At 62.9% G+C, this 21224-nt stretch carries 19 protein-coding genes; 10 read left to right on the forward strand and 9 right to left on the reverse strand.

What is annotated here, in order from left to right; all coding sequences use genetic code 11:
* Positions 1 to 32: 32 nt before the first annotated feature.
* The gene (locus G3I74_RS05255; RefSeq protein ID WP_203594563.1) at positions 33 to 1595 is read right to left on the reverse strand and encodes a hypothetical protein; all 1563 of its coding nucleotides are present in this window, start codon (positions 1593 to 1595) and stop codon (positions 33 to 35) included.
* Between the two features lie 241 nt (positions 1596 to 1836).
* Between G3I74_RS05255 and G3I74_RS05260 the strand changes: the two genes are divergently transcribed.
* On the forward strand, positions 1837 to 4593 hold the full coding sequence (locus G3I74_RS05260; RefSeq protein ID WP_203594564.1) for an alpha/beta fold hydrolase: 2757 nt from the start codon (positions 1837 to 1839) through the stop codon (positions 4591 to 4593).
* 138 nt (positions 4594 to 4731) lie between these two features.
* Here G3I74_RS05260 and G3I74_RS05265 read toward each other — a convergent pair whose 3' ends face one another.
* Both G3I74_RS05265 and G3I74_RS05270 read right to left on the reverse strand, forming a co-directional pair.
* Entirely contained in the window at positions 4732 to 5985 is a 1254-nt protein-coding gene (locus G3I74_RS05265; protein WP_164210534.1) for an ammonium transporter, read from the reverse strand.
* 30 nt (positions 5986 to 6015) lie between these two features.
* Complete coding sequence (locus G3I74_RS05270; RefSeq protein ID WP_164210535.1) at positions 6016 to 6354, reverse strand: P-II family nitrogen regulator; 339 nt, start codon at positions 6352 to 6354, stop codon at positions 6016 to 6018.
* Positions 6355 to 6823: 469 nt separating this feature from the next.
* Here G3I74_RS05270 and G3I74_RS05275 point away from each other — a divergent pair, with 469 nt between their 5' ends.
* From G3I74_RS05275 to G3I74_RS05305, 7 genes are all read left to right on the forward strand, one after another.
* On the forward strand, positions 6824 to 7510 hold the full coding sequence (locus tag G3I74_RS05275; RefSeq protein ID WP_164210536.1) for a TorF family putative porin: 687 nt from the start codon (positions 6824 to 6826) through the stop codon (positions 7508 to 7510).
* 36 nt (positions 7511 to 7546) lie between these two features.
* Positions 7547 to 8359, forward strand: coding sequence for a bifunctional DNA-formamidopyrimidine glycosylase/DNA-(apurinic or apyrimidinic site) lyase (gene mutM, locus G3I74_RS05280; RefSeq protein WP_164210537.1), 813 nt, complete (start codon positions 7547 to 7549; stop codon positions 8357 to 8359).
* 41 nt (positions 8360 to 8400) lie between these two features.
* A complete protein-coding gene (locus tag G3I74_RS05285) occupies positions 8401 to 8613 on the forward strand; it encodes a DUF3185 family protein (RefSeq protein WP_164210538.1) in 213 nt (70 codons plus the stop codon).
* 56 nt (positions 8614 to 8669) lie between these two features.
* Positions 8670 to 10718 carry a protein-disulfide reductase DsbD family protein gene (locus tag G3I74_RS05290; RefSeq protein WP_203594565.1) on the forward strand — a complete coding sequence of 683 codons (2049 nt, stop codon included), beginning with the start codon at positions 8670 to 8672 and terminating at the stop codon, positions 10716 to 10718.
* Between the two features lie 31 nt (positions 10719 to 10749).
* On the forward strand, positions 10750 to 11361 hold the full coding sequence (locus G3I74_RS05295; protein ID WP_164210540.1) for a thioredoxin family protein: 612 nt from the start codon (positions 10750 to 10752) through the stop codon (positions 11359 to 11361).
* Positions 11362 to 11476: 115 nt separating this feature from the next.
* Positions 11477 to 13321 (forward strand): Na/Pi cotransporter family protein, encoded by a 1845-nt coding sequence (locus G3I74_RS05300; protein WP_164210541.1) that lies wholly within the window; start codon positions 11477 to 11479, stop codon positions 13319 to 13321.
* Entirely contained in the window at positions 13318 to 13599 is a 282-nt protein-coding gene (locus tag G3I74_RS05305) for a hypothetical protein (protein WP_164210542.1), read from the forward strand. Before G3I74_RS05300 ends, G3I74_RS05305 begins: the two co-directional genes overlap by 4 nt.
* Here G3I74_RS05305 and G3I74_RS05310 read toward each other — a convergent pair.
* The 6 genes from G3I74_RS05310 to G3I74_RS05335 all read right to left on the reverse strand — a co-directional run bounded on the left by G3I74_RS05310 (position 13584) and on the right by G3I74_RS05335 (position 19260).
* Positions 13584 to 14051 (reverse strand): CYTH domain-containing protein, encoded by a 468-nt coding sequence (locus G3I74_RS05310; RefSeq protein ID WP_164210543.1) that lies wholly within the window; start codon positions 14049 to 14051, stop codon positions 13584 to 13586. The two genes, G3I74_RS05305 and G3I74_RS05310, sit on opposite strands and share 16 nt — an antisense overlap.
* A gap of 37 nt (positions 14052 to 14088) precedes the next feature.
* Entirely contained in the window at positions 14089 to 16110 is a 2022-nt protein-coding gene (locus G3I74_RS05315; RefSeq protein ID WP_164210544.1) for a S9 family peptidase, read from the reverse strand.
* Positions 16111 to 16150: 40 nt separating this feature from the next.
* Positions 16151 to 16633, reverse strand: a complete 483-nt coding sequence (locus G3I74_RS05320) for a DUF3299 domain-containing protein (protein ID WP_164210545.1) — start codon at positions 16631 to 16633, stop codon at positions 16151 to 16153.
* A gap of 68 nt (positions 16634 to 16701) precedes the next feature.
* Complete coding sequence (locus G3I74_RS05325) at positions 16702 to 17967, reverse strand: ABC transporter permease (RefSeq protein WP_164210546.1); 1266 nt, start codon at positions 17965 to 17967, stop codon at positions 16702 to 16704.
* A complete protein-coding gene (locus tag G3I74_RS05330; RefSeq protein ID WP_164210547.1) occupies positions 17964 to 18653 on the reverse strand; it encodes an ABC transporter ATP-binding protein in 690 nt (229 codons plus the stop codon). The genes G3I74_RS05325 and G3I74_RS05330 overlap by 4 nt, the downstream gene beginning before the upstream one ends.
* A gap of 19 nt (positions 18654 to 18672) precedes the next feature.
* Positions 18673 to 19260 (reverse strand): ZrgA family zinc uptake protein, encoded by a 588-nt coding sequence (locus tag G3I74_RS05335; RefSeq protein ID WP_164210548.1) that lies wholly within the window; start codon positions 19258 to 19260, stop codon positions 18673 to 18675.
* Positions 19261 to 19337: 77 nt separating this feature from the next.
* Between G3I74_RS05335 and G3I74_RS05340 the strand changes: the two genes are divergently transcribed.
* Together G3I74_RS05340 and G3I74_RS05345 are read left to right on the forward strand one after the other, a co-directional pair.
* On the forward strand, positions 19338 to 19763 hold the full coding sequence (locus G3I74_RS05340) for a MerC domain-containing protein (RefSeq protein WP_164210549.1): 426 nt from the start codon (positions 19338 to 19340) through the stop codon (positions 19761 to 19763).
* A gap of 87 nt (positions 19764 to 19850) precedes the next feature.
* The gene (locus tag G3I74_RS05345; protein ID WP_164210550.1) at positions 19851 to 21212 is read left to right on the forward strand and encodes a sodium-dependent transporter; all 1362 of its coding nucleotides are present in this window, start codon (positions 19851 to 19853) and stop codon (positions 21210 to 21212) included.
* The last annotated feature ends 12 nt before the right edge of the window (positions 21213 to 21224 follow it).

Genomic DNA, 21224 nt, shown 5'->3' on the forward strand with positions numbered 1-21224 from the left:
GACGGGCGCTGCCGAGCCGATACGGGATACGATCACCTGTTGGGGAAGGTACCACTGAAGATGACGGTGCCACCCTCGAGAATCTCGATCGATTCGCCGCGAACATTGAAGTTCAGCAGTTCATCGTCAGAGTCCCGGGGATCGGAAAACGTGATTTTCCCTTCGGCATTGAAGCCATCGTCATCATCTTCATCGACGACCGCGACGATGTCACCCCGCTCGACACCAGCTACCGTCAAGGTGTAAGTGCCGGCCGGCACGTCGTCGATTTCGACCTCAAACTCGCGGCCGTCTTCATCAATCTCGTATTGCGCCTCCGCGGAGGCATCCGGGTAAACCCCTTCATTCGGCAGATCGAAATCGATCTCGAGGTCCGGTCCCGGCCCTTTACCGCCAGGTCCGCCGTGCCCCGGCCGATCCGAATTGGAATCATCACCGGAGCTCGGGAAGTCAACGAAAAACAGCGTTGTATCTCCCTCGACGATCTCGATCAGCGAGCCGCGCGGGTCGAAGTCCAGCAACGGATAACCAGCGGTCAACGGAAAACGAAACTCCAGCTCGCCTTCGGTATCGCCGTCGTCGTCAAGCTCGACGCTGATCACGCCCACTTCGGTCATGTCGACCCAGACCGGGTATTCACCGACGGGGATGTCTTCAACCTCGATTTCAAAGCTGACCAGGCGTCGTTCGCGTTCCAGTTCGGCGGACGCTTCGCCATCTGAATAGACTCCGGAATTGGTCATTTCGACTTCGATTTCCTGGCCACCAAAACCCGGACCCTTGCCTTCGCCGACCGGCGTGCCTTCTTCCGGAGCGTCCGAGGAAAGCACCAGCTCTCCATCGAGAAACACCTCGATACTCTGGCCGCGCGGATCGAAATCCAGCAGCGGCTTGTCGCCACGCTGCGGCGACCGGAACTCGAGCTCGCCTTCGGCCCAGTCGTCGTCATCGTCATCCATGACGGCAACGAGGGTGCCGCGCTCTTCACCGCCGACGACGACGCTATACTCGCCGGGCTGGACGTCCTCGATCTCTATCTCGAACTCGGCGGAACCGGGACGCATCACCCATTCAGCCTCGCCCTGCGCATCCGGATAGTCCGGCGTCGGATCGAGGTCAATTTCAAACTTTTCAGGCGGCGCGCTGGGCGGGACGTTGTCGCTGACCCCACCGCTGCATTCCATGCCGGGCACCGTGGTCAAGCGCTGAATCGCGAATCCACCGGCCCCAACCGCCGGCAGCTCTGTGGTGTAGCTCACCTCGCCGCGATCGCAGTTTTCGAACACGATCTCAAAAGTGCCAATACGCTCTTCGGCATCCGGCCGGGTGCCGCTGGCCTGCATGAAATTGACCCCGCGCACCTGAAACAGGTCGGCCTCGATGGTGTCATCTCGCAGCGGGCCTTGGGCCAGCAGCCAGGTTGGGCTGCCGCTATCGTTGTAGTGAGCCCAGAACACCACTGCGGTCTGGTCACCCCCGGGAAGCCGGGAGATGGCGATGATGAGACCGTGGTTCTGCTCATCGGGCTGATCCCACCAGCCAGTGAAGCTGCCTGTCACCTTGAACGCCGCAGCCGGCGATGCCACGGCAGCCATGAGGATTAGGCCGAACAGCACAAAACCGGCCCGAAGGCGAAGAGAAGTCACACCAGTTGTCATAAATTTATTATTCATATCAAAAGTTTAACGCTTCCAAAAGTTTCTCCCCTGAGTGTAGTCTCCAGGCCTAGGAGGATGCAAGCGCTTAGCGGACAGTGACGTTTGGACTATTGGACGGCGCCAGCGCCCGCGGTATGGTTGGGCTGATCGAAACCCTTTTACCACCGGAGCTTGCCCAATGACTTCCCGACCTTTCCTGATCGCCGCCTTATTGGCCGGCCTGGCCCTGATGAGCATTCCGGGGCTTGCCCAGGACGAGCAAACCAGCCCGCTGCCCTACCTGGAGCAGTTGCCGGAACTCGTCGACCGTGACCTGTTTTTCGGCGACCCGGAAATCTCCGGCGCCCAGCTGTCGCCGGACGGCGACTGGATGACCTTCATGCGCCCCTTCGAAGGCGTGCGCAACATCTGGATCAAGGCCGTTGACGAGCCGTTTTCCGAAGCCCGTCCGCTGACCCGGGACGATCGCCCGGTGCCCGGCTACTTCTGGAGCCAGGACAGCCGGTTCGTGCTCTACGTCCAGGACCGCGACGGTAACGAGGACTTTCACGTCTGGGCCGTCGACCCGGCCGGCGAGATCGATCCGGAAACCGGCACGCCGCCGGCGCGCAACCTGACCGACCTGGAAGGCGTTCGCGCGATGATCATCGCCGTGCCGGAAGACACCCCCGACCGGATGCTGGTCGGCCTCAACGACCGCGACCCGGCCCTGCACGATGTCTACGCCCTGTCCATCAGCACCGGGGAGCGCGAGCTGCTGATCGAGAACGACCAGAACGTGGCCGGCTGGACCGCCGACCTGGAGGGTAACGTGCGCCTGGCCTCACGCCAGACCGCGAACGGCGGCACCGAAATACTGCGCGTTGAGGACGGCAGCCTCGGCGAGGCCATATTCACCTGCAACTGGCAGGAAACCTGTGGGCCCATGGGTTTCCAGCCAGACGGGGAGACGGTCTGGTTCATGTCCAATCGCGGTGAAGACGTGGACCTGGTCGGGCTGTATACGATGGACGCCGACAGCGGCGAGGTCACCCTGGTCGAGCGCGACCCGGAAGGCGAAGTCGACTTCAGTGGTGCGATCTTTTCTCCGGCCACGCGCGAATTGCAGGCCACCGTCTATATCGGTGACAAGCCTCGCATCTATCCGCAGACAAAAGCCTTTGCCGAAACCCTGGAGTTCCTGCGCGAGCAGTTGCCCGAAGGCGAGATTGGCATCAGTTCGCAGACCCGCGACGAGTCCCTGGCCCTGATCAGCCTGTCGCGCGACGTCGACCCGGCCACGGTCTACCTGTTTGACCGCGAGGCCGGCACGGTTGAGGAACTCTACCGCGTCCGCCCGGAGATCGAGCCGAGCCAGATGGCTGAAATGCAGCCGATTCGCTATACCGCCCGCGACGGTCTTGAGATCCCCGCTTATCTGACCCTGCCCAAAGGCGTGGAGCCTGAAAACCTGGCGGTCGTGGCCCTGATTCACGGCGGCCCCTGGGCGCGCGATACCTGGGGTTTCCGTTCGCTGGTGCAGTTTCTGGCCAACCGCGGCTACGCGGTCTTGCAGCCCAACTTCCGCGCCTCCACCGGTTTCGGCAAGGAATTCCTCAACGCCGGCAACGAGGAATGGGGTGACGCCATGCAAGACGACATCACCGACGGCATTCAGTACCTTGTCGATCAGGGCATCGCCGACCCGGATCGGGTGTGCATCATGGGCGGCTCCTACGGCGGCTACGCCACCCTGGCCGGCATGGTCTTCACCCCCGACCTCTACGCCTGTGGCGTCAACATTGTCGGGGTGTCCAACATCATTACCCTGCTCAACTCCATCCCGGCCTACTGGGGGCCCATCCGCCAGATGCTGACCCTGCGGGTGGGCGACCCGGAAACCGAGGAAGGGCGCGCCCAGCTGGAGCGCCAGTCCCCGATCAACCATGTCGCCAATATTCGCAATCCCCTGCTGATCGTTCACGGTGCCAACGATCCCCGCGTCAAGCAGGCCGAAGCCGACCAGATCGTGGTCGCCATGCGCGAGGCGGGCTTGCCGGTGGAATACATCCTGGCGCCGGACGAAGGCCACGGATTTTCCCAGCGCATCAACCGGATTGCCATGTATGCCCGTATCGAGGAGTTCCTGGCCCAGCACCTGGGTGGGCGCTATCAGCCGGAGATGCCCGAGGAGATCGCCGAGCGCCTGGCCGCGATCACGGTCGACGTTGCCACCGTCGAAATGCCGGAGCTGGCCGACGAGCTGGACACGGCCCGCACGCTGCCGCTGCCGGCCGTCCAGCCGCAACAGCTGGCCCGGGGCGAGTTTGGCTACCAGACCACCGTCAGCATGGGTGACCAGGAAATGCAGATCAGCGCCCGACGCCAGATCGAGTCCATTGAACGGGACGGCGAATCGCTGCTGCGCATCCGCTCGACGTCGGACACACCGATGGGTGAGGTCAGCGACGAGCTGATCCTGCAGGCCGACAGCCTGCGGCCGGTCTCGCGCTCTATTGACCAGGCCGGAGCCACCATCGAGGCATCTTTCGGCAGGCGCGAAGTGAGCGGCGCCATCGAAGCCGGCGGTCAGACCATCCCCGTCCAGATCGAATTCGATGCGCCGATCTTTGCCGGGGAGTCCGGGCTCGAAGCCGTACTGGCCTCGCTGCCGCTGGCCGAAGGTTACCGGACCTCGCTGCGCGTGGCCGAAATCGGCGCCCAGCAACGGGTGCGTTACTTTGCCGTGGAGGTCGAGGGCAGCGAGGTCATCGAAGTTCCGGCCGGCGAGTTCAGTGCCTGGCGCGTCTCGGTCAGCGCCCTCGACGATGAAGGCGGCGACCAGACCGTGTGGCTGGACCAGTCGGCTCCGCGCACGACCCTGAAGGCCGAAGGCCGTTTGCCGGCACAGATGGGCGGCGCGGCCTACACCACGGTGCTGACTGAAAGGCCCTGAAAAAGCAGCGCCGTAAACTGGCCACCGCTCAGCAAAAAAGAACCCGGCGGGAAGACCCCGCCGGGGTTGGACCAGAAAGCGACCGACGCGACTGCTTCGGGGTAGAGAGAGGAGGGATTGCGTCAGCCGCTGCCGAGATCAATCAGCCCTGGTCGAAACAAATTCCGGATAGGCCTCCATCCCGCATTCGCCCATGTCCAGGCCGGAGAACTCTTCTTCTTCACCGACACGGATACCGACCACGGCCTTGAGAATGGCCCAGACGATCAGGCTGGAGACGAAGACAAACACGAAGATCGCGGCGATACCTGCCAGCTGGCCGACCAGGGTGGCATCCCCGTTGCTCAGCAGCACCGCCAGGATGCCCCAGACACCAACAACGCCGTGGACGGAAATGGCGCCAACGGGGTCGTCGATCTTGAGCCGATCCAGGCCGACGATCGAGAAAACGACGATCAGGCCACCGATCGCGCCAATGACCGCCGACAGCAGTGGTGCGGGCGCGAGCGGCTCGGCGGTGATCGAGACCAGTCCCGCCAGGGCGCCGTTCAGCGCCATGGTCAGATCCGCCTTGCCGAACATGAAGCGGCCCAGCAGTAAAGCCGCGACCAGGCCGCCGGCCGCGGCCAGGTTGGTGTTGACGAACACCATGGCGACGTTGTTGGCCGAAGCCACGTTCGACACCATCAGTTCAGACCCGCCGTTGAAGCCGAACCAGCCCATCCAGAGAATGAACATGCCCAGCGTGGCCAGCGGCAGGTTGCTGCCGGGAATTGCATTGATCTTGCCGTCGGCACCGTACTTGCCCTTGCGCGGCCCCAGCAGCAAAACGCCGGCCAGCGCGGCGGCAGCCCCCGCCATGTGGACGATACCCGAACCGGCGTAATCGCTGTAGCCGATCTCGCTCAGGAAACCGCCACCCCAGCTCCAGTAGCCCTGGATCGGATAGATCACGCCGGTCAGGACCACGGCGAAGGCAAGAAAAGCCCATAGCTTCATGCGTTCGGCAACCGCGCCGGAAACAATGGACATGGCCGTCGCCACGAATACGACCTGGAACATGAAGTCCGACAGGTTGGAGTAATAGATATCGCCGTCGCTGGCCAGCACCTCTTCCAGCGTGTTGTCTCCGCCCAGGAAAAGGCTGATGCCCGGGATATACATGTTGGCCCCGTCGCCGTACATCAGGTTATAGCCGATGATCATGTACATCAGGCACGCGATCGAGTAGAGCGCGACGTTCTTTGTAAGGATCTCCACCGTGTTGCGCGAGCGGACCAGGCCGGATTCCAGCATGGTGAAACCGGCCGCCATCCACATGACCAGCACCGCGCAAACGAGGAAATAAAAGGTGTCGAGCGCATACTGGACTTCAGTAATTGTTGATTCCATTGGTTTTTCTCCCTGGCTGGTGGTGGGTGGCTACAGTGCGGCTTCGTCGACTTCGCCAGTGCGGATTCGAATCACGCGCTCCAGTGAGGTCACGAAAATCTTGCCGTCGCCGACCTTGTCACTGCGGGCACTAGCCAGGATGGCGTCAGCGACCAGCTCGAGATCATCGTCCTTGACGGCAACTTCCAGCTTGACCTTGGGCAGCGCGTCAACCTTGTATTCGGCACCTCGATAGAGCTCGGTATGCCCCTTTTGGCGCCCGTAGCCCTTGACTTCGGTGATTGTGAGTCCCTGCACGCCGGCCTGCTCCAGGGCCGAGCGTACGTCATCGAGCTTGTAGGGCTTGATGATGGCGGTAATCTGCTTCATGCCGCATCTCCTTATTGATGGTTCGGCCTGCGAGGCCGGTGCTGTTCTTGTTTCCGTGGTCGGGTTCGAATGATCATGCTGCCCACCGTCATCGCAAGTGCCGTGCCATTCAAGCAGGGCTCTTTAAAGCCCTGATACGATTACTTTTCCTGAAAGACAGGCAAAAGACGGTGCCTCGAAATTCAGCAAAATAAGCCGCGGGTGCACTGATATTGCGCGCCGCACAAAAGTGCACGTCGAGTAACGAACCTGTCGCCCCTGGCGTAACGGTCCGGGGCGTTGCGCGGAAAAAAAGCAGAAAGACTCGCGATGTGCGCGAAAATTGCTCTCCCGCAGCGGACGGAAGAGCTCTTCTTCTCATAACCTACTGAAAAATAGAGTGTCTTTTTTATGGCACGTCTTGTGCAACGCACTAGTCAGCAGCACTCTCGCTGCCCGAGCGTTCAACTCGCAATGAGGAGCAGGTCACATGATCAAGACTAGTGGAATACTGACAACATCGGCTGCCCTGGCCACCGCCGGCGCGCTGGCCCTGGGATCGTCACAACCCGCGCAAGCCGAGGTCAGCGCCAACATCGGCGTGGTCTCGAGCTACTTTTTCCGCGGCTTTTCCGAAAGCGATGGCGGCGCCGCGGTTCAGGGTGGTTTGGACTACGAAGCCGAAAGCGGGTTTTATGCCGGCACCTGGGCATCCAACGTGGATTTCGGCGACAGCACCAGCTACGAGCTTGACCTTTATCTCGGTTTTGGGGGCGAACTCGGGGAAGGTGTGGGTTATGACGTCGGCTATATCTATTACGCCTATCCCGATGCGCCCGGCAGCGCCGATTTCGGCGAGATTTACGGTGAGCTGAGCTTCGGCATGTTCTCTGTCGGTGCGGCCTACGTCGTCAACGACAGCAGCGAATCGGCGCTGGTCAACGACGATCTTTACTACTACGCCGGCCTGGGCTTCGATCTGGTCGACGATTACAGCATGGGGTTTCTTGTCGGCCGAACCGCCTTTGATGACTCCGCACGCGAAGACTACACCCACTACACCGGTAGCCTGGCCAAGGCCACGGACTCCCTGGGTGAATTCAGCTTCAACCTGGAATACGAAGACACCTTCGACAAGGACCTGAAGGCCTGGGTGGGCTGGACGCTGGGATTCTGATTCTGCCGGGCAGGCAGCTCGGGCATAATCACATGAATGCCCGAGCTGCCTGAAGTCGAAACCACCCGTCGCGGTCTCTCACCGCTGGCCGCTGGTGGCCGCATCCAGTCGGTCACGGTGCGCCAGCCGCAGCTGCGCTGGCCGGTACCGCAAGCCGTCCTGAGCCTGCATGATCAGCCGGTACTCGCCATAGAACGGCGCGCCAAGTGGCTGATCTGGCGGCTGGAGCGCGGTAGTCTGCTCTGGCACCTGGGCATGTCCGGCTCCTTTCGCGGCTGGCTGGAGGCGCCAAAGCCGGGCCCGCACGACCATATCGACGTGCAGATCGCGCAAGGCCACCTGATTCGCTACACCGATCCGCGCCGTTTCGGCGCGCTGCTGTGGACCGAAGCCGACCCGCTCACCCATCCGCGCCTGGCCGGCCTGGGCCCTGAGCCGTTTGACGAGGCTTTCGACGGAGAGTATCTCTGGCGGCTTTCGCGCGGCCGCCGGGCGCCGGTGAAATCCTTCATCATGGACGGGCGGGTTGTTGTCGGCGTCGGCAACATCTACGCCTGTGAGTCGCTGTTCCTGGCCGGGATTCATCCGGGCCGGGCCGCCGGACGGATCGGCCGGCAGCGCTACCAGCGCCTGGCTGAGGCGATCCGACGCATCCTTGCCCAGGCCATCGAGGTCGGCGGCACCAGCCTGCGCGACTTTACCGTCGGCGACGGCACGCCGGGCTATTTCGGCCAATCGCTGCAGGCCTACGGCCGTGAGGGCCTGGCCTGCAGCAACTGCGCGCAGCCGCTTCGACGCGTGGTGATCGGCCAGCGCAGCACCTTTTTCTGCCCGCGCTGTCAGCACTAGTAAACTGCAAGCCTACCCACGACCGGCAAAGGAACACCATCATGAGTATCTGGAGACTGCTGGGCATCGCCCTCTTAATCGTCGGTTGTGGCCTGGTCTACTTTGGCTGGCAGGCCACCGAGGGGCTGGGCGAACAGGCGCAGGAACTGGTCACCGGCCAGTACAGCGACGAAACCACCTGGCAGCTGATCGGCGGCGCGGCGGCCGCCGTCGTCGGGCTGCTGCTGACCTTGTTCGGCGGCAAGACCCGATAGCAAGACGCTTGCGAATGCAGCGCTTGCGCATAATCGCGTCGGTGCAGCGGCTGCTGATGGGCCTGTTACTTCTGCTGCCGATCATCGCGGCCGGGAACGGGCCAGAGAAAGGCCCGGTTCAGCGCGATCACATCGAGGTCGAGCTGGTCGCAGAACATCTCGCGGTCCAGCCCGGCAGCACTGTCCGCGTCGGGTTACGCATGCTGCCCGAGCAGGGCTGGCATACTTACTGGATCAACCCGGGCGACTCCGGCCTGCCGATCGAACTGGAATGGACCGCACCCCCGGACTCGACGATCTCGACAGTCGACTGGCCCTACCCGGATCGCCTGCCAATCGGTCACCTGGTCAACTTCGGCTATGAAGGCGAGCACCTGCTGCCGGTCACGGTCGAAGTACCGTCCGATCTGGTTCCGGGGCAGACTTTCGTCCTCGATCTTTACGCCGATTGGCTGGTATGCCGGGTCGAGTGCATTCCCGGAGACGCCGACCTCAGGCTGGAACTGCCGATCGTCGCCGCCGCGCCGGCCCCCGACCCGGCGACCCGCGAACTGTTTGCCTGGGCTGACGCGCGTCGACCCGAGATCGTCGACTGGCCGGCCCGGTTCAGTACCGAGGGCGGCCAGCTGAGCGTCCAGACCGAAGCGACACGGCCACTCCCAGTCGACGGCTGGGCGTTCTTTCCGGCCACAGAAAATCTGGTCGACCATGCCGGAGACACCTTCATCACCGTGAGCGACGGCCTGGTCCAGCTCAGCCAGCCCTTGTCGACCTATTTCACCGCTGCGCCCGACACGCTGCCCTTCGTACTGGTGCACGCGGAAACCGGCACGGCGCTTGCGCTGGAGGCACAAGCCGGGAATCTGGCGAGCACGGCGGCGGCCATCCCCGCCACAGCGTCGCCCAACTTCGCCCTGGTGCTGCTAATGGCGCTGGCCGGCGGTGTGTTGCTTAATCTGATGCCGTGCGTGTTTCCGGTGCTTTCGATCAAGGCCCTGAGCCTGGCCGCAGGCGCCGGGCATGACCAGCGACGTCACGGCCTGGCCTATACCGCCGGTGTGGTCCTGAGCTTCGCCATCCTGGCCGGCGTCCTGCTGATCCTGCGCGCCGGCGGCGAGGCCCTGGGCTGGGGCTTTCAGCTCCAGTCGCCCTGGTTTGTCGGTGCGCTGGCCTATCTCTTTTTTGCCATGGGACTGGGTCTGTCCGGGGTGTATACCTTCGGCACGGGTTCGATGGGCGCCGGCGAAAACCTGGCCCGGCGATCAGGCCTGGGCGGCTCGTTTTTTACCGGCGTGCTGGCTTGCGTGGTGGCCAGCCCGTGCACCGCACCTTTCATGGGCACTGCGCTGGGCGTGGCGATCATTTTGCCGTGGCCGCAGGCGATGGGCGTCTTTCTGGTGCTGGGTTTCGGCCTCGCGCTACCGATGCTGGTCTTGAGTTTCTGGCCCGGGCTGGGAGATCGATTGCCCAGACCGGGACTATGGATGGAAACGTTCCGCCAGGCGATGGCTTTTCCGCTGTACCTGGCCGCGGTCTGGCTGCTGTGGGTCCTGGCCCGCCAGACCGACGCCAACGGCCTGGCCCTGGTGCTGGCCGGCATGGTCGCGCTGGCCTTCGCGCTATGGCTGGCCGGCCGCCCGGATCGCGGCCAGACGCTCGCCACGGCCCGGCACGTCGGCGTGGCGATGAGCCTGTTGTTCGCGCTGGCAGCGCTGGGCAGCGCGGCGCGGCTGGAGCAAGAAGCGACCGACAGCGCAGCGGCCGCGTGGGAACCCTGGTCTCCGGCGCGCCTGCAGGAGGTGATCGACGACCCGAATTACGCCGTGCTGGTCAACATGACCGCCGACTGGTGCGTCACCTGCCTGGTCAACGAACGAGTCGCTCTCGACACCGACGACGTGCGCACCGCCCTGGCCGAACACGAGGTCATCTACCTGAAAGGCGACTGGACCCGGCGTGATCCCCTGATCACTGAATACCTGGCCCGCTTCGAGCGCAACGGTGTACCCCTGTATGTGGTCTATCCACGCAACGGCGGTCAGCCGCAGGTCCTGCCGCAGGTGCTCACCCCCGGACTGGTCGTGCAGGCGCTCGAATCACTCTGACTTTTCCCTCAACCGCCAAGGAGACATCCCGATGAAATCGCGTTTTTTGCAGTCTTTCACCCTTGTTGTTGCCCTGGGGCTGGTCAGCCCGCTGACTGCGGCTCCCCAGATCGGCGAACCGGCGCCGGAGTTCAGCGTCGTCGACACCCGGGGCCAGGTCCATTCGCTGGGCGATTTCGCCGGCCAGCTCGTGGTGCTGGAGTGGACCAACCATGACTGTCCGTTCGTGGTCAAGCACTACAGCGCCGGCAACATGCAGGACCAGCAGCGCCTTGCCCGCGAGGAGCACGATGCCGTGTGGCTGACGGTCATCTCCTCGCGCGCCGGGGAGCAGGGTCACGTCAGTCCGGAGCAGGCCGATGAATTGACCGCGCGCCGCGAAGCGAACCCCAGCGCGGTCTTACTGGACGAGTCCGGCGACATGGGCCGCGCCTACGACGCCCGGGTCACCCCGCACATGTACATCATCGACCCCGAAGGCATCCTGCGCTACATGGGCGGCATCGACTCCAATCCCAGCCGGCACTCGGCCGATATTCCCGAAGCCACGCAGTACGTGGTGACCGCACTCGAAGACCTGGCGGCTGGCCGCGAGGTCGCTCAGGCCGTCACCCGACCTTATGGCTGCACCATCAAGTACTGAACGGTACGGCCTTCCGGCGCGGCGGCGAAAGTCACACCGCCGCGTCTGCGCCCGGCCGCTCTGCCTGCCAAGGCAGGCGGGGCTGGCATGATCGCCTGACCGTTGGGGAGATCTCTTGCGCTTCAGGCAGCTACCGCTGATTTTCGCCATGGCGCTGCTGGGCTGGGCCCTGCTGGCGAGTCCCACGCTGACCGAAATCGCGGCCGGCATTGCCATCTTCCTGTTCGGGATGCTGATTCTTGAGCAGGGTTTTCGAACCTTCACCGGGGGAGTGCTCGAAAATCTGCTCAAGCGCTCCACCGACCGACTCTGGAAAGGCCTGGCGTTCGGCGCACTGGCTACCACGGCGACCCAATCGAGCTCGCTGGTTTCTGTCATTACCATCAGCTTCCTGAGTGCCGGCCTGCTGGGTCTGGGGCAGGGGATCGGAGTGATCTTTGGCGCCAACCTGGGCACGACCTCGGGCGCCTGGCTGATGGCCGGCTTTGGCATCCGGGTCAATATCTCTGCCTACGCGATGCCACTGCTGATCTTCGGCGTGCTGCTGATCTTCAACCGCTCTCGATCGCTGAAGGGAGCCGGCTACGTGCTGGCCGGCATCGGCTTTCTCTTTCTCGGCATCCATTACATGAAAGAGGGCTTCGAGGCCTATCAGCAGGGTATCGATCTGGCCCGGTATGCCGTCGGCGGCGTGCCCGGGCTGTTTCTCTACATCCTGATCGGCATGGTCGCGACGGTGGTCATGCAGTCCAGCCACGCCACGCTGATTCTGACCATCACCGCACTGTCTGCCGGCCAGATCGGCTACGAGAACGCGCTTGCCCTTTCGATCGGAGCAAACGTCGGTACCACCATCACCGCGCTGATTGGTGCAGGGGGCGCCAACATCGCCGGAAGACGACTGGCGGCCGCGCATGTAATCTTCAATGTCACCACCGGACTGATCGCGCTTGTCTTCATCCAGGCCTTTCTTGGCGCAGTAGATACGGTCAGTAGCTGGCTGGGGATCGCCTCCGATAATCACACGCTAAAACTTGCGCTGTTCCACAGCCTGTTCAACCTGACCGGCATCGTCATCATGGTGCCGTTCGTCAATCGGCTGGTTGAGCTCCTTGAAACAAAGATGCAACCTCGGCCCACTACTCTGGATGAGCCGAAATTCATCAGTGAGACCATGCTCGAAACCCCGGCCGCGGCGCTTGAGGCCACCCGGCGGGAGTTGCTGCGACTGTTCCGGCGGGCCTTCAGCCTGATTGCCAAGGTACTCAACTACGAAACCGGCCAGCTCAGGCAGCCAACCAGCAACGCCGAGCTGGCCATCGAGCCCAGACGCATTCGGGTTGTGGATGTGGACGATCGATACCGACAACAGATCAAGCCGCTGCACGGCCTGATCCTTGACTATCTCGCCCGACTGCCGGTCCAGGGGCACCGCGCTCGACAACTGGTCATGCTGCGGGTCGCCGCCCAGGACCTGATCGAAGCCGTCAAAGACGCCAAACACCTGCAAAAAAACATGATTCCATCGCTGACCGCGAACAACCGTGACCTGAAGGCTGAATACCTCGCCATTCGCTGCAACCTGGGCTACCTGCTGCACCAGCTCGATCGGATGGCCGCCCGCGCCGAAGCCGGCGACGAGGACCTGGACCTGGAACTGGAACTGGCCGATCTGGACTCGGAGATCGAGGCCGGCGACATCGTCCACAACGGCCGCCTGGACGACCTCATCCGACAGGGCAGAATCAGCGCCGAGCAGGCCACTTCGCTGATGAACGACACCGCCTACGGCTATCGGATCGCCAAGAATCTGCTGGCCATGGCGCGTGCAACCTTTCTGCCGTTTGAACAAATCGATGCCGAGCTTCGTCAGGCTCTGGAACTTCGCCCCGACGAAGTCCGCGACATCCTCAATGAAATAAACGGTGCGAGCGGCCGCCAGACCGGAGATTCCCCATGAGCCAATCCGTGATCGAGAAGTTCCGAAAGTTCCTTTCCAGGGAAGAGCGCGAACGCATCCTCAAGCGCGAGAAGCTCCACAAAATACTGAAAAAGATGCGCAAAAAGCAAAAGGAGCTGGAAGAGGAACTGGCCGAATGCCACGACGTCGAGACTGCCAGCAAGCTGCGCAAGAAGATCCGAATCCTTCAGGAGCAGCGCCGGAAGGGCACTGAAATGCTCGCCGAACTCCGCCGCCTCGCCAGACAGGCAGAGGGTGGTTCTCACCAGTCCCGATAGGGCTTTCGAATCAGGCTGCTGTTGTAGTAGCGAGCATCTCCGGTGACTTCCTGTCCCAGCCAGCCCGGACGCTCGAACGGCTCATCCTCGAACTCAAGTTCCAGTTCGGCGATCATCAAGCCCTGGTTGTCGCCCCCGAACTCGTCGACCTCAAAGGTCTTGCCGGCGAAATCGACCCGATGACGAACCTTTTCGATCCGCCCGGGCTCGCACAGTGACAGCAACTCCAGCGCTTCGGTGACAGGCAGCTGATGCTCCCACTCGTAGCGGGTCAGACCGGACGTGCTTGTGCCCCCCTTGATCGTCAGAAATCCCTGATCTCCGGTCAGCCGGACGCGAACGCACCGCTCAGGGGCTGAACAGAGGTAGCCCTGCTGGATACGGGTGCTGTTGACCACGTCCGGCCGAAAATCGCCGCGCACCAGAAATTTTCGCTCGATTTCCAGCGCCATCGTCGATACCGGAAACGACTACCGAACCACGATCAGATCAGCGCGGACCCGGCTCGGCAAACTGCTCCATCCAGCGCTGGACCTCGTTGTACCAGTACACGGAATTGTTGGGCTTGAGAATCCAGTGGTTTTCGTCCGGGTAGTAAATCAGGCGCGACTCGATGCCCTTGCTCTGCAGGGTCCGGAACAGCTCGAAGGCCTGGCCCACCGGCACCCGCAGATCGTTCTGGCCGTGAATGATCAGCGCCGGCGTGTCGAAGTCTTCGGCAAAATAATGCGGCGAGATATCGCGGTAGATCTGCGGTTCGTCCCAGAAATCACCGAAGCGGGCGGAGTGCACGGCAAAGTCCGCGGCCATTTGCGAGTACATGTTGTAGACCGGCGCGTGAATCAACAAGGCGTTGAAGGGATGTTCCTTGCCCAGCAGGATCGACGCCAGGTAACCGCCGTAGCTGCCGCCGCCGGCGACCATGCGTTCGTCATCGATCCAGTCCTTGTCGGCAAACCATTCGGCCGCCGCGACGGTGTCGTTGTAGGGCGCGGTGATCCAGTCGGGGTTGATGTAGTCGGCAAAATCCTGGCCCCAGCCGGGCGAACCGTGGAAGTTGTGCCAGGCGGTCACGTAGCCCCAGGACGCGAAGGTCTGGGCGTTCCAGCGGAAGTGGAAACCATCGGTGATCGGACTGTGCGGGCCGCCGTGGATGAGCAGGAACAGCGGGTATTCGCCGTCGGGGTCGAAGCCGGGCGGATAGTGCACCCACATCTGGATGTCGGCGCCGTTGTGGCCGGTATAGGTCACCGATTCGTAGGTGCCCAGATCTACGTTGGCGAGGACTTCGTCGTTGAAGGTATCGAGCCGCAGCGCCGCGCCGTTGTCGGCGTTGATGCGAACCACCCGCGGCGGATAGAGAAAGCTCTGGTTGCTGCCGACCAAGGTGCCGTCTTCGGCGATGCTCAGGCCGCCGAAGTCGGTCTGATCGGTGATGGCGCGCACCCGGCCTTCTTCCAGGGCAATGTGGAACACGCGGGTGGTGCCGTTGTCGGCCGCGGTGCCGAAAAAGCCGGTGCTGTCGGCCGCCCAGACCAGCCCGCCGGGTGAGCGATCCCAGTCGGCGGTCACGTTGCGGCGCTCGTCGCTGTCAAGATCCAGCACCATGATGTTGACGGTGTCGGCGTAGAAGCCGGGGATGGCCTGGCTGCCCCAGGCCAGCATCTGACCATCGGGGCTAAACATCGGGTTACCGTCGCCGGCCGGGTTATCCGGGGTCAGATTGCGCGCGTCGCCCTGGCCGATCCTGGCCAGGAACAGGTCGATTTCCGGATGGACGCTTTGCTCGCTGCTGTTGGAGGTAAAGGCGATATGCGTCTCGTCGGGATGGATGTCGTAGCTGCCGGTGCCCTGGGATGAGCGCGGCAGTTCGCGGCCCAGCGGCTGGGTGATCGCTTCGACATCGCCGCCGGCGGCAGGTATGCGGAACACGTGCGCCTGACGGTCCTCCTCGATCCAGTGATCCCACTGCGAATAGGGCAGCGCGTTCCACTGGTGGGCCGAGACCTTCGACTCTTCGTCGGCCTTGCGCTGCTCGGCCATCTCTTGCCAGGTCTTGTCTGGCCAGACCCGGCTGATGAAGTAGATGTGTTCGCCCACCCACTTGAGCGCAGACACGCCGGTCGGGACTTCGCTCAGGCGGGTGGCCTCGCCCGGGCCGTCCATGGGCAGCAGGTAGATCTGGGCGGCTTCGTCCTCGTCGCGCCGGGCGGTAAAGGCCAGGGTCTTGCCGTCGGGAGCAAAAACCGGGTTACCGGCCGATGCACCAGACTGGGTCAGCGGGCGCTGGACTTCGCCTTCGGTCGACAACAGCCACAGCCGCGTCTCGGACTCGTCGGTCTCAGTGTCGTAGCTGGTCACCGGGACCACGACGTCGCCGCCAGCGGGGGAGACCACCGGCGAGCCGACCCGATCCATTTCCCAGAGAACGTCGACCGACAGCGGTCGGGTGTCTTGCGCTGAGGCCAGCATGGGCACCAGCAAGAGAATCCAGAACATTTGCTTGAGCATACGATTGTTCCTTTTTTATTCGATTTTGTTGTTTTGGCGATTAGTACAGTTCGAGTTTGGTCACGTCCATGGTGTAGGCCGAGGCCGCGGTATCGTTGGAGATGTCTTCGATGTTGAGCGTGCCCTCCATCCAGAACGCGTCCCAGATGTTGACCATGGGGATGGGCTCTTCCAGCCGGCCGTAGATGATCTGGTTGGCCGGCGGCGGCGGCACGTGGATGCAGGCGCCGAAGTACGGGACCAGGAAAAACTCCTTGAGGTTCCCCTCGCCGTCGGTTTCGATCGGCACCACGAAACCAGGGATGCGCGCCTCGAGGCCATCGAGTTCGGGCATGGTGCGGAAGGACTGGAACGGCTCGGGCGAGCCGAAACCGGAATGATCGACCTGCTCGGATTCCTCAAGCCAGGAATTGAACTCCTCTTCCGGCATCAGCTCCAGCCACTCGAGTTCGCGCACTTCGGCCTGCACCAGCAGCGGGGCCACGACGGCCGCGGCCAGGACGACCAGGTTTTTGAAATTCATCATTTCGCTCCTTGAGCTTCCTGATTGTATGGGCACGATTCTACAGACAAGCGATTCAGGTCACGCGTTCAAGTCCTGACCTGCATGCCGTCGGCCAGCGTTCGCTGGTAGGCCATCAGGGCCGGCACCAGCGCCACCAGCAGACCGGCCAGGAAAATCAGCCCGAGGACGCCAAGCTGCCACGGCGCCGGCCAGCTCAGACCGACGTGCAGGCCGAAATTGGCCAACAGCCAGGGTGCGGCTGCGAGTTGGACCAGGATCGCCAGCAAAACGCCCAGAACGATACCCGCGGCGGCGATCAGACCGGCCTCGAACACCAGCAGGCCGGCGATCTGCCAGGGTCGGGCGCCATTGGCGCGCAGAATCGCCATTTCCCGCCGGCGCTCGCCCAGGGTGGCCAACAGAACGGTCAGCATGCCGAGCAGTCCAGCCAGGACGACCAGCCCGGCGACAACGCGCAGCACCTGTTCGGCCAGACCGGTAATCCGCCACAGCTGCTGCAGGGTGATGCCGGGCATGATGGCGCTCAAGGCCTCCTCGCGGTATTCGTTGATCCGACGCTGCAGGCCGAAAACGGCAGCCCGCGTCGTCAGGCCCAGCATGATCGCGGTCACCGAAGTGGGGGTCAGCGCTTCGGCCTCGGCCCGGGCCCGATCGGGGTCGATCGCCGAACCCGGCATCTGTACGCCGCGCTCCCAGCCGATGTGGATGGCGCGGTGGGCCGCCAGGCTGACGTAGAGCTGCTGATCGACCGGCGTTCCGGTCGGTGCGAGAATGCCAGTGATGGTGAATGGATGGTCGTCGTGTCCCTGCAGCGAAACGTTGCCGGTACCGTGGGCCAGGACGATCCGGTCGCCAACTTCATATCCAAGCTGACGCGCGACCTGGGCGCCGACGACAACATCGAACAGGTCGTCGAAGACCTGACCGCTGGCCAATGCCAGCGCCTCCCCGTCGCCAAAGCGATAGTGCCGGAAAAACGCCGTGCTGGTACCCAGCACGCGGAAACTCCGATGAGAATCGCCCAGCGCCATGGGGATCGCCCATTCCACCTCCGGCAGATCCTCGAGTTCGGTGTAGGTTTGCCAGGAAATGTCGTTGGTTGCATCGCCGATGCCGAACACCGAGTAAAGCAACAGCTGGACCGGTGCCGTGCGCCCGCCCACGATCAGGTCCACGCCCGACACGGAGCGGTAAAAACCCTGACGAACCTCGCTTCGAAGCTGCTCGACCAGCACGAGCAGACCGATCGACAGCGCGATAGTGCACACGGTCAAAATGACGGCAAAGCGGCGATTGACCAGCGATCGCCAGGCCAGACCCAGCAGGTTCATGCCGCCACCCCCGCCTGGTTGAGTTCAGTCAGATCCACGGCACGATCAAAGCGTCCGGCAAGCTCTCGGTCATGGCTCACGAACAGCAAGGTGCTGCCGGCCGCCTCGACCTGGCCAAACAACAGATCCAGGAAATCCTGTCGTCGGTCATGGTCGAGCGCCGAGGTCGGCTCATCAGCCAGGATCAGCGCCGGGCGACCAATCAGCGCCCGGGCGGCGGCGACCCGCTGCTGTTGGCCGACGCTGAGGCGATCAGCGCGTCGGCCCCACAGGACAGGGTCCAGGCCCATGGCCCCCAGCAGGTTCTGCGCTGCCGCCCCCACATCACCGGCGCGGGCAGCGCGAGCCCGCGAAAAGCGGCACGGCAGCATGACGTTAGCCTTCAGGTCCAACCACGGCAGCAGATTGAACTGCTGGAAGATCACGCCCAGATGTTCTGCCCGGATGCGATCGCGCCGGGCCCCGCCCAGCGCCGTCAGGTCCTGTGCCTGAAACAAGATCCGCCCGGCCTGTGGACGGACCAGACCGCCGATCAACGCCAGCAGGGTCGATTTCCCCGACCCACTGGGTCCGAACATGAATACTTTTTCGCCCGCAGTCAGCGCCAGGGAGTCCATCGCCAGCACCGGTCGGGTGTCCCCCGGCCAGCTAAAACGCAGATCTTCGATGTTTAGCAGCATGCTCATCGGGGCGCCGAGACTACCACTAATCCAGCCCGATGCGCTCGTTGCCGGCCGTTAGACGAGCCTGCGTGGCCACGGCGTCGGTCAGCACATTGATGACCATTTCCTCGTTGCCGGGAAAGTTCTCGAACAGCCGCAGATCGATCCAGCCCAGGCGATCGGGTGTTGCACATTCCATCGTCACCACCAGATGAAATTCGGCGTGCTCAGTTCCGCCGTCATGATGATGGTCGTGACCTTGATCGTGGTCATGCTCATGGGAATCGGCTTGATTGGCGTCGTCTTCGCCAAAACCGTGGCTGTGCGCACTGATGCTGGCGATTTCACAGCCACCCCGGGAATCAGCAGCCAGCCAGTCGGCGCTGCGAAGGAATCTCTCAGTTGAATCCAGGGCAGCGGTCTGCTCATCGTTGTTCGGGGCGTGCTCAAAGCCGACAAGGTTGATGCCGGGAATTTCCAGCTCCAGGCGCAAATCGCCTTGATCAAGAGACAGGTTGCCGGTCGCTGTCCCGTGGCTGTGAGCGTCGTGCTGCCGGTCCAGCTGTGCGATCACCGCACCGCTCAACAGGACCGTGGGAATAGCCAGGGCCAGCATTTGTCGCTTGATCATGTTCGAAACTCCAATTTGCATCAGGGGAGGTGTTACCTTGTAACAAGGTTACCGTAAAAACAAAGTTCCGGGGTTTCATGTTGGATACGCGCTGGGCCGACCGTCTGGGTATGTTCGTCGCTGCCGGTTGTGGCGTGCATTGCGCCGCGCTATCGCTGCTGTTCATCCTCTACCCGGCTTTGTGGATGAACCGGAAATACTGGGAAATGGGTCTTTGGCAAAAACTGCTGTGGCTGGAGTGGGGTCTGCTGGTCACCGCCTGGCTGCTGGTGATCGCCGCAATGCTGAGCGGCTGGCTTCGCCATCGACGGGTCGGACCCGCCGTGCTGGCCACGGCATCGCTGGTGCTCATGACGCTGGTGGTTGCCACCTCGCTGCATTTCGCCAACCAGTGGATGGGCCTGGTGACCCTGGCTGCCGGCATCCTGCTGGCCGGTGCCCACTACTGGAACCTCAAGTCGGGCTCTTGCCGGCTGCCGCAAGCCGAAGGTTCCAGCACCTGATCACCATCGTTTGCGCCATCGGGTCGCTTGAAGCACAATGACGGCCTGGTGACAACAACAACGCGGGACCAAACCCCAACGCCCACCATGAAAACCTCTTCCATCCACGGGATGTGGTCATCCCGGCTGGCCTTCGTGCTGGCAGCGACCGGCTCGGCAGTCGGCCTCGGCAATATCTGGCGCTTTCCCTACATCACTTCTGAAAACGGCGGCGGCGCATTCGTGCTGGTTTATCTCATCTGCATCGCCCTGGTCGGTCTGCCGGTGATGTTTTCCGAGATCGTCATCGGGCGGCGCGGGCGAATGAGCCCGGTCAACTCGATGCGCGAGTTGGCCGACGACGTCGGCGCCTCACGCGCCTGGATGGGGCTGGGCTTTCTCGGCATCCTCGCCGGTTTCCTGATTCTGTCGTTCTATTCGGTGGTTGCCGGCTGGACGCTGCACTATGGCTTCCTGTATCTCAAGGAGTTGTTCGGTGGGGCGGGGATTACCGACCCGAACGCAACCTTCGGCGCCCTGCTGGCCAACGCCGGGGAACTGACGTTCTGGCACGGGGTGTTCATGGTCATGACCGTCGGTGTGGTTGCGCTCGGGGTCGAAAAGGGCCTGGAACGGGCGGTGGGTATCCTCATGCCGGTGCTGTTCGTTCTGCTGCTGATCCTGCTGCTTTACGGCGTCAGTACCGGACACTTCATGGACGCGGTGGCGTTCATGTTCAAACCAGACTGGTCGCAGGTCTCCGGCGGCATGATCGTGACCGCCATGGGCCAGGCCTTCTTTACACTGAGCCTGGGCATGTGCGCCATCATGACCTACGGAGCCTATCTGCCCTCGCACGTCCACGTACCCAAGGTCGGCACCGCCGTCGCATTGTCCGATACTGCAGTGGCGCTGATCGCCGGGCTGGCGATCTTTCCGGTCATCATCGCCTTCGGCATCGACCCAGGCAGCGGCGGCGCCGGACTGATCTTTACCTCGCTGCCGCTGGCCTTTGCCGAGATGCCTTTCGGCATCGCCTACGGCATGGCGTTTTTCCTGCTGCTTTCTGTAGCCGCCTGGACCAGTGCCATTTCGCTGATGGAACCAGCCGTGGCCTACCTGGTGGAATCCACCAACCTTTCGCGCAAGTCCGCCGCTCTGACCGTCGCTGTACTGGGCTGGCTGGCGGGGCTGGCGTCGGTCTTCTCGTTCAATATCTGGTCTGAAGTCTCCGTCGGCGGCAAGTCGGTCATGGACGCGATCGAATTTCTGGCGGCCGACATCATGCTGCCCATCGGCGGTCTGCTCACTGCGATTTTTGCCGGCTGGGTCCTGTCGAAGACCATCACCCGCGAGGAGCTCGACGACAAGATGCACGACTGGGCGTTCAAGGGCTGGCTATGGCTGACCCGCATCGTCACGCCGCTGCTCATCCTGGTGGTGATGGCGGGTATTCTCGGGGTCTTCTAGGCGGCCGGAAAA

The organism is Wenzhouxiangella limi, assembly GCF_010499265.1.
In the GTDB taxonomy this organism is placed as follows: Bacteria; Pseudomonadota; Gammaproteobacteria; order Xanthomonadales; family Wenzhouxiangellaceae; genus Wenzhouxiangella; species Wenzhouxiangella limi.